The following is a 12980-nucleotide window of genomic DNA, read 5'->3' on the forward strand; positions in this document are numbered from 1 at the left end:
CGCCCCCCGAAGACTCACGCAGAGTCGCCCGCCGCGGGTACCACATCTTCGAAGAAGTTGTGCTGCGCAGCCGTCAGAAAGCGTTCGGCGACTTGCTAACTCGATCGAACGTTGCGGTCCGAATTGGCGGTTCACAGATTTCACAGATCTACACAGATGGCAACCGCCGGGAGGGCGATTCTTCCTCGGAGCCGCTGCCGCGTCGCGCGTGGTTGGGCACACGTGAATCGGCAGGAGCCTCGTCCGCGCGGTCGCTGCTGCGGTTCAATCCGGCGACGGTTCATTACGCTGCGGCGAAGGGGTCGCCGAGGAAGACCTGGTCGAGGTCTTCCAGGATGCCGGCCGGAGTGGCCGGAGGTAATGCTGCGGCTCCGGCGGTGGCGACCGTGAATTCCAGCGGGCGGCTCCAGTAGCCGCTGACGTTGTCGGACGAACTGATTGCCTTCACCCAGACTCGGTACGTTCCCGCCGACAGCGGCGTTGTCGCGGTGAACGTTGTTGTGGTGACGTTGTCGTCGCGGAACACAAGTCCGTCGCCGATTCGTTCGACATACAGGATGTATCGCGCGGCTCCGTCGACGGCCTGCCAGGCAAACGTCGGCAGCGTGTCGGACGTCGTTCCCGTCGGAGCCAGCACGGTTGTTCGGCCGCCGATGTCGGACGTTGCGACGTCGCTCCAGGGAGCCACGCGGCTGTTGTCGGCCGTCGGGCGAATCCACCACCGCAGCGGTCCGTCGGGAAGCGGTGTCGACGGAGTCCAGCTTGTTCCGGTCAGACCGGATTCGCGGATGTCGCCGTCGACGGTGCGAACGAAGATTTCGTACGACGCGATACCGGCCAGCGAGGTCCACTCGAACGTCGGCTGCACGTCGAACGTCGGGCTCTGCGGATTCAGCAGTTGCGGGCCGACGTAGATGCTCACGGGAACCGACCAGTCGCTGCGTCCGCCCGCGGCATCGATGGCTCGCACCCAGATCAGGTGAATGCCGAAGCCCAGGTCGTCCGTCGGAGTGAACGATGCGTCGGTCAGCGACGTTTCGTGAATCACGCGAACCAGGCCGGTGGTGACGTTGTTGACCCACAGTTCGTACATGGCAGCTCCGTCCACCGGCTGCCAGGAGATCTCCGGCGTGCGGTCCGCATGCGCGTGGAACGGAAGACTGTCGATCACCGTCGGCGTCGTGACGGAAAACGTGCGACCGGTGCTCCAGCCGCCTTCGCCGTTCGAACCGTCCTTGACTCGCACCCACGCCCGGTAGCGGCCGATCGGCAGCGGATCGGCCGGAACAAACGACGTCAGCGCCGTCTGAGCAATCACCGGCGGGTTTCGTCCGTTTGTCAGGTCACCGATCCAGACTTCGTACAGCGCCGCTCCCGGAACGTCGGTCCAGGTGACGGCCGGTGTCGCGTCGGAAGTACGACTGTCCGGCGAATCCACGAACGGGATCGTGACATTCAGAGTGGTCTCCGTGTCGAACGTCCCCGGAATCATCTCCGTCAGCCCCACACCGTCCGTCGCGACGCTGTAGAAACGATAGGCATGACCGTCCTGACCCGTGAACACGGCCGACGTCGCAGTGGTCGCTTCCAGCCACAATTCAAACGGCCCGCCGTTGTCGGCGACGTAGATATCAAACGATGCGACTCCCGAACCCGTTCCATCTTCGCCGCTCCAGGTAACGGGAAACACAGCCGTCGCCGTGACACCGGGCAACATGGACACGCTGCTTGATGGTGCCGTGGTGTCGATAATCTGCGTTACGAATGGCGTATCGATCGGAGCCTCTGTGTCAAACACAATCCGGGCAACGGCGTCGATGACCGTGCCTTCTGCAAGATTCGACTTCGGCGAAACGAGAAACTGCACGAAGCCGTCGCCTTCCGGTGCCGTAATGTTTGGCGGCAGGAATCCGGCGAACGGATCGATCGGGAAGTCGAACGTGACCGGGTCAAGCGACGTGTACGTCACTGTCAGCAGGCGAGTCATCGGATCGAGCGTGACTTCGAAATCCAGGACGACGTTCAGCGTAGCGCTCACGTCGACGCGTTCGTAGTAGTTCTGTCGACCCACCGGAATGGAAATCACCGTGTCGCCGAATCCGAACGCCACAAGTTCGAACGTATCGAGATCCAGGTTGTCGTCGAGCGTATGAGTGACCACACCGTCTGCGCGGGTGCTGTCGCGGAAGCCTTGTTTTCGAAGTGGATCTCGTACGGATAGATGCCTTCGCCGCGAATGAAGCCGTCGAACCGCGTGCGCTGGACTTCAGGATCGCCGAGCACATCGCCACCGTACCCGGCGGGCCCGATGATGTTGTTCGGGTCACGCGGACGGATGACTTCCGATTTCTCTTTCTTCGGCACGTCATTCGATTCACCGCTGCGGCGGTAATTGTTGACCAGCATCTGAGCTCGTTCGAGAGCTTCGGTGGGTGAAAGACCCACGTCGCGAATCAGTCTTTTGGCTGTCGCGTTGATCAGCGGATCCCGCATGTTCCGCTGCTGAAACTCGTTGTAGCGACTGTCATTGACGCCGCCTTTTTCATAGATGGGACTTCCGCCGCCTGCCGGACCGGCACCTATGGGAAGGTTGTTCAATGCCTCGCGGAAATTGTTCTTTTCCTGAGGGTGCGTGTAGTCCGTGAGATTGTCAAGCCCGCGGCCTACCACCCAGCCACCAGAAAAGGCCAGCGCGGCCGGTCCGGCGAGTTCTCCTGCGGTCAGCGCTTCGCCGTTATGGATGGCCAAACCTGAGGCTTCCGGTGCCCATGCCCAGGGAGCAGGTGGTCGCAGTCCGGACCACGCGGACGCAGCGAGCGGCTCCAGAGCCTCGCCGAATGCGACAGCGGCTTCTCCGCCGAAGAGTTGCTGTTCGGCAAGGTATGCCGCGTAACGGGCAGACTCAATATCGACGACCAGGCCGAGTTCTCCGGCACCGGGAATCACAGTTGTCCAGGCACCTTCCAAAAGCAGCCCGGTTGGATCGTTCTTTGTCACAGGGTCGTTCGCGGCGAAACGGTAATGATTAGTCTCGCCGGACTGGTACTTGATGGGATCGGATTCCAGGAATCGTCCCAGTTCCGCCGAGTAATTCCGATTCCTCATCGAGTAGGTGTCCGCGATACCCGTTTCTGTGATGCCGTCACGTGCGTTGAATGTGAACGGGTTCGCCGTTGAACCGGTGCGCGACGCGATTTCTCCAAAGGGCAGAAACTGATACGTATCCGAAACCGCTGCCGAGCCGTCCGTCAGCAGTTGCGTATTGCCCGTCAGGTCATAGTGGTAGAACTGAGTGTTGCCTCCGGTAATCCGCGCAGCTATGCCGTTCCCGCGAGCATAGACCGCGTTGTCTCCGCCCGATTTGTATTCACCAAACAGCCAGGACAAACCACCTGGATCGACAAGCAGATCTGTTCTCACGCCGTTTTGAATACTGGCAATCCGGTTGCCGAGAGCGTCGTATTCGAACTGTACAGTGGTTGCACCGGAAGTCGCACTGATGAGCCGGCCTTCGCGGTCGTACTCAAACGTCGTATCGCTTCCCAGGCTGGTCAGACTGCCGTTGCCGTCGTAGTCCAGGTTCTCTGATCCGACGGTTTGGTACTGATCGGCCAGATTCGCGGCATAGGTTGTCAGGTTTCCGTTATCGCTGACAACCGTCCGATTGCCGTCCGCGTCGTAGCCATATGTGATGACACGACCGCCGGGCAGTGACACTTTTGTCAGTTGGCCAGGAATGTCGTACTCATAGTTGGTGTCGCCGGCAAGACTTGTCACGCGGCGGACGTGACCTGTCTGGTCGTAGGTGTACGTCAGGTCTTCCAGGACACTCGTGCTGTCGCTGTGCGTAATTCTGACGACACGGCTCAGCGCGTCGTAGCCGTACACCGTTCGCGTCCCGTTTCCACGTGTTTCCGACGTCGTGCGACCGAGCGCATCGTACTGATACAGGACAAGCGACTGTTCCGTCCCTGTCGAGTTGTCAAGCACCTCAATGAGCCGTCCGAATCCGTCATAGCGATAGGCGATTGAGGCCCCGGTCTGATCGGTGGCAGATGTGCGGCGTCCGGCCGCATCGTACGTCAGCGTCAGCGACGTGCCGTTCGGGTAGCTGGCAGTCAATACGCGGTCGGCCGAGTCGTACGTGAACGATGTTGTTCCAAGGTCATTGTCGGCGGCGTCACGCTGCGACGCAGACAGCAGGTTTCGGTGAGCATCATACGTGTAGATGACCGATGATCCGTCCAGGAACAGTTTTCTGGTGAGTTGCCCGGCAGCATCGTATGTGTACTCGATCCGTTCGCCGGCTGCGGAGATCTCGACGATCCGGTTCCCGAGCGAATCATATTGGGCCGTCTGAACACTGCCGTCCTGATTGACGATCCGGGTGAGATTGCTGACGGCGTCGTAACCGTATTCGGTCGTGGCACCACGAGCGTCGGTGATGCTTGTCAGTCGAGTATACTGGGTCGACGTGTCGTAGCCGAATGTGGTCCTGTTTCCGGCGATGTCGGTGACTTCGTCAATCCGTTCATCATTGCCGAAATCGAACGTCGCTGTGGCACCGTTCGGGCCGGTCACCGACGTTGTATAGCCGTACGGAGACAACTGTGTGCGACTGATGTTGCCCAGGGAATCGATCGCGGCCGCGGCAACGCCTCCCGGCCCGCGTAAAGTCGTCGATTGATTCCCGTCGGCGTCGGTCGCCGTGACGGCTCCCTGTGAAGAATACGAATACGTCGTAGCGATGGTGCTGCCATCGGACGCCACTCGTTCAGTGCGGATCAGTTGACCGCCGCTGTTGTACTCATATCGACGACTCGTTCCGTCGGTATATGTCACGGATTCGATGGCACCGCCGGCCGCCCCGCTGCTAAGCGGTGTGTAGGTGAACGTCAAAGTCCCCGACTGGTCAGTGCGAGAAGTCTGCAGTCCATCGGAGTTGTAAGTCAGTGTCGTAATGCGGCCGACAGCATCGGTGACCTGCCGAACCTTTCCGCCGGCGTTGTAGGCGAAAGCGGTCACATCGCCGTTCGGTTCAGTTACGCGGATGGCGCGTCCGGCTGCATTGAATTCAATGGTTGTGGTTCCGCGACGCGGATCAAACAGCTCGGTCAGGCGGCCGTCGCCAGCACGAAATGTGGCGCGCGAACCGTCGAATTCTGTCAGCCTGACGGTTCCGTCACCGGCCACGGTGACAGTCCCTGTACCAAGGCCACCGGCTGGGAGGTATCCGAACGCAGTGTTGACAAATCCGCGAATGGAACTTCCATAGGCAATCGTCACGTCTTGATCGGCGTCGATTGTCGCTTTCGAATCAAAGAGCGGGAACGGCTGCTGTCCGAAGACCCCAACGAAGTGGTTCGCTTCTATCTGACCGAAGTTTCCGGCCTTCTGGAATTCCCATTGCATCAGCCGACCGACGTCGGAAGTCGGCAGACCAATACTCGCCAGGTAGGTCGCGTTCTCAGCCATCCGCCGCAGGTACGATTCGTAAGTGTCGCCGACGGCGTCTTTGAAGTTGTCGAAAATGGCCTGCCACGCATCAGAATTGACGGAGGGTGGTTTTAGATCGTCGCGAAGCAGATCCCATTCGATCTCGGCTTCCCCGGCACCGACCGTCGGCAGTGCTGCTCGAGTCACCGTGAACTCCGTTGTTGCCCCGACGGAGATGTCGATCGGTTCGTATCGGATATGAACGGTCCCCGTGGCTCCGGGAGGCAACACGCCGGCCGGGCCATCCGGATTGATCGCCATGACCTCGATGGAACCGGTGCTCCACGTCAACTGATCCGGCAACCGCATCCGCGCGTTGTCTGCGACGACGGTGAAGATCGGAGCAATCAGGTCAGTGTCGCCAACGTTTTGGTACGTGATCACCGCCTCGACCGAGCGGAAGGGGCTTCTGACGGCGGCGGGGACATTCAAATCAAAAACGAGTCGGCCTTCATTTCCGACCACGACTTCAAACGCATCGGCCAGGACATCCTGTTCCGCAGCCTGTGTCGCACGCAGGTCATAAAGGCCCGGATCGATGCCGGTCAGATCGAACGTCAGCCATGCGGTTTCGCTGTCAATCAGCTGTGCCGACACAGGAGCCAGCGTCGTTCCGGAACTGCTGACAAGCTCAAAAGTGGTCAACTGCGTGAAGAGCGACCCTTTCACCAGCGTCGTGACCGGTCCCGAATTCGCACCGCGTGTCGTCGCCAGTCGAGTGAGTCCGAACGGCGAACCGCTGGCCACCAGCGAGAACGAGCTATTATCGCCGGCGGCCGGCGTACCATGAATCAGGATGTAGTACGTGCCGTAGCGTCCGGCGGGCTGCGAAACTGTGATTGACTGATCCACCGGCGAAAATGCGTAGTGGTCGTACGCTGTCCGATTCGGGAACTGTCCCTGTCGAACAAACATCTCCGCGGCTCCGGGTGCCGCAAAGTTAGCCTTGATCGATGGAGTCTCGTCTGTCGCCAGATCGACGCGGAAGTAATAGTCCTGGCCCGAGGAAATTGTTCCATTAAAAGCCACGCCGGGAGTCAGACTCGGGATGTCCAGCGCGATCGTATTGGCGCTCGCTCCGGTATTGTTGGACCGATTTACGTCGGGCGAGTTTCCGCGGCTATCCGCCACCACGATGACGTGATAATTCGCGGGAAACGCTCCGGGCAGCACGGCTGTCACGGATTCGGTGTATGTCGTGCCGCTGGCCAGTGCGCCGGAATGTGAACCGCGTGCAATCAACACGTCAGACGCGTCCAGCACAGTATCCGCCGAAAGGTAGATCGAATCCGTCCATGCTGCCGCGGTTTCGCCGCCGGACAGGTTGCGGCCCGTGTATGTAATAATGATGTCGTCGTTGGCGACTCCACTTGCCGGCACCGTGACTGATTCGATCGCCAGGTCGGCGGCACCGGTCAGGGAGTTCACTCGCAGCACGGTTTCATCCAGGAACGGATCGAAACTGCCCAGGTCTCCGCCGAATGTCAGGTCGCCGGTTTTCGACGTGAAGGTCATCACGTTGTAAAGTTCACTTTCGCCGGGAGCGAAGCCGTTTTCGAGCACAAAGTTCGCATCACCTGCAAAGCTGGCTGCTCCCGTGACGACGATGCTTCCAAACAGTCCGCTGGCCGGACTTCCGGCAAACCCGAACGTCGTGCTTCCTGACTGCGTGTAGTCTCCATTCACCGTCAATGTGCTGCCCGCTCCGACGCGAACGGAACCCTGCTCACCCACGACTGGCGGCGAGAATCGGAAGGCGAAACCGTTTTCGCTGGCGAGCCAGATTTCGCCGGTGGCGTCGTCATAGGAAATGTCGGACAGGGTCTGACGGGCCATGCCGGAGTACGTCAGATCCACATCAGTCTGGAACACTCCGCCGGAAGTCAGCACGCGGACGCGAGCCTGGCTGCTGCCGACGATCAGCAGACGACCTTCATTGTCGATGTCAATTCCGCCCCACGAACTGACGCTGAAGGACGGCGATCCCCCGGGTCGCACTGGAAAACTGGCGACCGTACTGCCGTTTTGTGTGTTGACTTCGGTGACAATTCCATTCTTGCCCAATACGAAGACGGAACTGCGACTCGGATGATGCGCGACGCCGACCTGGTCAATACCGACATCTGCCAGCGCGACCGAGGAAATCACAGTTCCGTCAGCCGGATCAATGGCATACAGCGTTGCGGGAGCTGCGTTGGCGTGAATGAACAGCAGAGTTCCCGCGGGAACAACAGTGCCGCCGACATTCAGAGCCGACGTCGTGATGTCGATTCCCGAGACGTTGACCGGTCCGCCTGGCTGAAGAATTGTTCGCAGCGGTCCATCGGGCACGTCCTGAACATAGAACACCGGTTCATTGTCAACTCGGTCATTGCGCGGATGCGTGATCCGCATTCCGTCGTGAACAGCGAGCCCGACAAAACGTCCGCCGGCGATGGGAGCGGCGTCCAGCAGATCCGTGGAGATTTGCTCCAGCCCGTTGGCCAGGTCACCAACCGCTGCGAAGTCGCGTCCGCCGGTCACAGTGAATGTGCCGCCGTTGACGGCCAGTGAGTCAATGTTCGGGAACGACGATGCAGCTCCGTCCAGAGTCACTGACCCCAGCAGCGTGCTGATCGGTTCCGGGTTGCCGTCCGCGTCGTGAAACTTCAGCGTCGAGGATGGGCCGACGTACCAGTTGCCGCCTGCCAGCGTCTCGCCCGTACGATTGAACTGCTGGATGAACTTCGACTCGATCTCTAATTCGCCGCCGAGGACTTCCACTGTTCCGACGTTGTTGAAATGAGGAATGCCGCCGCCGGGAATGTTGTAGCCGGCACCGTGAAGAATCTTCGCTGTTCCAACACCGGTCTTCCGCAGCGTGCCGAAGTTCGAAAAGTAGGCTTCCGCTCCGTCGAAGGTTCTCAGCGAGATTGTGGCGTCGTCGACGAGTTCCCAGACGCCGTAGTTTCTGGTCACAGACCCGTTCTCAAGCAGCACGTCAACCCCTGACTCCTGAGTGATCGTGCCCTCATTGATCAGGGGAAAGAATCCCTGCCAGCCTTCCGTGTTGGCAAGGGTCAGATGGCCGGTGTTTCGAATATTGAAGTGGGCCGCACCCTGCAGCGTCAGTTCGGCAAAGTCCTGTGGAAAATCGAACGTGACAAAGTTGGCCGTCGTGCCGATCCGACCTGAAATCAGCAGCGTTCCACCGCCTTCACCGGTATAGGTGCCTGAACTCGCGAAGGTTCCGGGGATTTCAAATGTCGATCCGGCTGAAATAACAAAGTGGCCGCCCGTGCCCGGCGCGTTGCCGTGGTGTTGTGCTGTGAGATTGCCATCCAGCACTTCCACGGTGCCGCCCTGATGTGACAGAGCCGCTCCGGCCGTATCGATGACGGATGTCCCCGGCCCTGTCTTGCGCAATGTGCCGGCATTGCGGAAGGCGTTGGTTACGAAGCCATTGGAGCCGACGATTCCGGCGTCATCCTGTAGAACCCAGAGTCCTCCAACGTCATTGAAGATGTCCGCGATCGCGAGAACCGAGCCGGGTTCCTGGATCACAGTACCGCGATTTGTAAAGGCCGGGTCGAAGCTGGTTCTCGGCGTTCCACCGGCTGGTATTGTGATTTCCCCGATGTTTGTGAGACCGAAGTAGATGTCGCCGCTGACCCAATGAAACAACCCCGGCGCGAAGTTGATGCTGCCGCCATTGTTGTCCGAATCAAGCCTGCCGCCGGTGAATTCAACCCGCCCCGCGCCGGTGCCGGTCAGCGTTGCTCCGTCGAGAATATGGAAGTAGCCGCCTCCGGGCGGTTCATTCAGTTCCACAACAGAGCCTGCCGCGACGTCGATCGTGCCGCTGCCGAAATAGCCTTCGTCACTCAGCAGCACGCGGCCGGTTGTGGATTCCAGGCGGCCGCCATCAAGCAGCCGGAACTGCAAATCCAGTTCAAGGTCACCGGCCGAGTTTCGGACAGTGCCGGAATTCAGGAACTGTGAGAACCCCGTCACGGCACCCGTGCCGCGGTGTTCAAACAGGGCTCCGGCGTCGTTGTAGAACGCTCCCATCGTGCCGGAACCATTCAACTGGGTCACGCCGTCATCCGTCTGAATGATCGTACCGGCGTTGTGGAACCCGTTGCGCGTGACGGCGCGAGTTCCGGAACCGGACCAGGTCATTTCACCGGCATTGATGAACACGTCGCCATTGGCGCCGTCCGTCCGGATTTCACCGCCGGTAAAGTGAAACAGCCCCGGTGCAAAGTCGAAGGTGACTCCTGTTCCGCCCGCCGCGTCTTCGGCTCGAATGATGCCCTGGCTGAGTTCAATGCGGCCGTCGCCGGTGCCGGTGTAGGTGCCGATCAGGTATACGTCACCCTGGGCCAGATCGACGATCGCTCCGGTCGCCACATCGAAGGTCGCACCTGTTGATGGATCAGCGGACGTCCCGGATTTCGTCAACTGCAGCATTCCTTCCGTGACTTCGATGACGCTGCCGGCTCGATGGTCGAAGCGATCAAACTGCGAAAACGCCGTGGCTGCCGACGTCGTCTTGCGGAACATTCCGGCATTCGTGAATAGAATGGAACTGCCCGTACTGAAGGTCTGCTCAACGATCCAGACGCCGGTTGCTTCATTCGTAAAGAACGTGGCGTTCGCCGCAAGCCCGACGATTCCAACCGGCGACTGCCACAGGATATTGCCGGAGTTGTGCAGGTGACCGATGAACGTTTTGGCAAGCTCAGTTGATGTCTCGATCGTGCCGGAAGTTCCCACGTTTGTGTTCGGCGCCTGAACGGTCCCGTGCCGCCAGGATAGTGTTCCGCCGTTGATGTTGATCTCTTCCGTGGCCTTCAGGCGACCATCGAGCAGCACAATGTTCTCCGTTGTCACCAGGCTGGTCACATCCGCATTGGAACTGATCGTAATCGTCGGATTCGCCGCGCCGCGATCGATCGTCACCGAATCACCGGCCGCCGGAATTCCGGAATTTCCCTCTCCGTCGATCCAGTTGGCGGCGTTGTCCCAGGCTCCGTCGGAATCGGTGTTCCACGAAAACGCGGCCAGCAGTTGCCGGGTTTCCAGCGATTCGGCGGCGGTGGAGGCAAACGTCGGTGCTTTTCGCCGGGAGCTTGACCGCCGTGCGGAACACCGACGGTTGCTGTCACCAGAAGCGGTGCGTGAGGAAGTCAGGTGTCCTGCCAGGGATCGCAGCCAGGATGTCAGCAGCATGTTTCGCCTCTTGGATTTGGAGTCTCGGACGCTGGTCGCCGGCCCAACCACACGACTTCGCCCTTCGTGACGTCTCAACGCACTTGCTGAACAAACCGGACAGATCGGAACCGGAGAATTTCCCTGACCGACGGAAACTCCTTCTGTCATTGACTTTGGGCCGTCCGGCTGTTCTGCTCTATGCCTCGTTCCAGGACACCGGCGACACTACATCTCGTTCCAGGGCTCCGGCCCTGGAACGAGATGCCTGGAAGGCTCCGCCCTGGCGACGTTCCCAGGCAACATCGCTGATTCAGATCCGGGGACCTTGCGGATACAGGAATGCTGACTGACGCTGATTTCGAACGGCTGATGGAACGCACGCGAAACGGCGACGAGGACGCGGCTCATGAACTCGTTCGGCTCTATGAACCGGAGATTCGCCGCGCGGCTCGCATGCGGCTGACCGATTCCCGGCTGCGGCGAATCGTGGATTCGATGGACATCTGCCAGTCTGTGTTTGGCCGCTTCTTCAAAAAGGCGATGGATGGTTCCTACGACCCGCGCAGTTCCGAAGACCTGGTGAAGCTGCTGGTGCGCATCACGCGCAATCGCGTCATCGACCTGCATCGGCGGCAGACGACTCAGAAACGCGGCGACGCTGAACGGGATGAGCAGACAGATCCGGCGGACCTCGCGTTCGACAGCCCCGGACCTCGCACGGCCGCTTCGGCAAAGGAGCAGATTTCCAGAATCCGTGAAAGCCTGCGTCCGGACGAACTGGATATCGCCGATCGGCGGACGAACGGAGACTCGTGGGAACAGATCTCGGCAGACCTTGGTCAGCCCGCGGAAGTCCTGCGCAAGCGCCTGTCGCGAGCACTGTCGCGCGTGCGAGTCGAACTTGACGAGCAAACGTCGGCTGAACACGACCGACTTCCAGACTGAATCAAGCCCTGCGGAGAACTCCACGCACCAACTTCTCCCGGCACAGCGTCCGCGCATCCACCTCTCCCAGGCGAAGCCGTCCGGGAGAGGTCGGGCGAGCGGAGCGATGCCCGGGAGAGGGCAGACCGCGCGTTCGGCGTTCCGACAACGCAGCGCGGTCTGCGCGCGGACGTGCTCACCGAGTTGTGCAGACTCCGGAACGCGACGGTTGCGGAAGTTACCAGGGAGCCTCCGTCAGGTCCACGATCTGCGAGGCGAGTCGTGTGACGGACTGCTGGGTGGCCCGACCGACTTGTTCGGTTGGGTCGCGCAGCGACAGGATGCCTGTTCGTGTGCGTTCAATCTCATCATGAGAGCGCACACGCGAACTGATGGCTGATGGTGACTCATCCCCTGCCTTCGGCACCCAGCCGACCGGCTGGGCCACCCCGCGGAATTGATGGCCCGGATGGCCCGGCCTCTTCATTCTTCCAAGTCGACACCCAGTATCGGACGGTCGCGAACCAGTTCCACGAGTGATTCACGAAAGTGTGGCGGGCTAAACTCGGGAGCGGCGAACCAGTTCGATTCATGTGTCGTAGAGAAGAACCAGAGTTGTCCGGATGAATTGTAAATGGCAAGATCCTCCGGAAACCTAGGGGCTCTCCACCCGAGCAAGGAATTTGGAATGTTCGATTGAGTCGGTGAGAGCCCCCCGGGTACAGCGTAAACGGCACAAGGAATCGACGTAACGGTACCAGGCCAACGGTTTGTCAGCTGCCTTTCTACGTTGCCCTGACGGCATTGAATAATCTCAGCTACCAAGGCGGAAATCGTTTGAGGTCGGACAACGAACATGACGCCGCCATCGAGGCTTGCGCCCATCAGTCTTTCGTAGACACTACCTGCAATGTCCCCGTGCTGCCAATAATACGGCCGCATGCTTTGATCCGTGAGGCGGGAGATGAGATTCATTTCGGCCACCAAAAATGCAGATTCATCGGCATGTCCTCGATGTGAAAGTGAGGCCAGAAGCCGCGAGCATCAGAGCTATCGAGGCGAAGAGTTGGATTCAAAATGCCGTTTTCAGCAGCAATTTGTCGTGCTAGTGCTTCCGCGTCTTCACGGTTGCGTGAAATCGTTCCAACGTGGCGAGACTGTTTTTCTGCCAACATGTTCCCGATCTGACTCCAGATGCCTTCGGTCGTTGTTGTTATCTGCCCCTGAATTGGAGCAATGGTCGTACCATCAACGTAGGCGGGAATTGTTGGAACGCACCCTTCATTATGTACGAGCAGTGCGTTGAGACTCACTGCGTACACATGTTCCCCATCGACTTCGAGGTTGAAGACCGTTTCTGGCGG

General features: G+C 59.9%; 4 protein-coding genes. 1 reads left to right on the forward strand and 3 read right to left on the reverse strand.

Translation table 11 applies throughout. From position 1 onward, the window contains the following. Nucleotides 1–283: 283 nt before the first annotated feature. Nucleotides 284–2161 carry a hypothetical protein gene (locus tag R3C19_02190; protein MEZ6059149.1) on the reverse strand — a complete coding sequence of 626 codons (1878 nt, stop codon included), beginning with the start codon at nucleotides 2159–2161 and terminating at the stop codon, nucleotides 284–286. Next, nucleotides 2083–10710: an RHS repeat-associated core domain-containing protein gene (locus tag R3C19_02195; GenBank protein MEZ6059150.1), complete on the reverse strand. Its 8628-nt coding sequence runs from the start codon at nucleotides 10708–10710 to the stop codon at nucleotides 2083–2085. The genes R3C19_02190 and R3C19_02195 overlap by 79 nt, the downstream gene beginning before the upstream one ends. A gap of 321 nt (nucleotides 10711–11031) precedes the next feature. Here R3C19_02195 and R3C19_02200 point away from each other — a divergent pair, with 321 nt between their 5' ends. After that, entirely contained in the window at nucleotides 11032–11637 is a 606-nt protein-coding gene (locus tag R3C19_02200) for a sigma-70 family RNA polymerase sigma factor (GenBank protein MEZ6059151.1), read from the forward strand. A 950-nt stretch (nucleotides 11638–12587) separates the two neighbouring features. Here the strand turns inward: R3C19_02200 and R3C19_02205 are convergent. Beyond that, on the reverse strand, nucleotides 12588–12980 hold a 393-nt coding region (locus R3C19_02205; GenBank protein ID MEZ6059152.1), incomplete at its 5' end, for a hypothetical protein.

Source organism: Planctomycetaceae bacterium (genome assembly GCA_041398785.1).
GTDB lineage: Bacteria > Planctomycetota > Planctomycetia > Planctomycetales > Planctomycetaceae > JAWKUA01.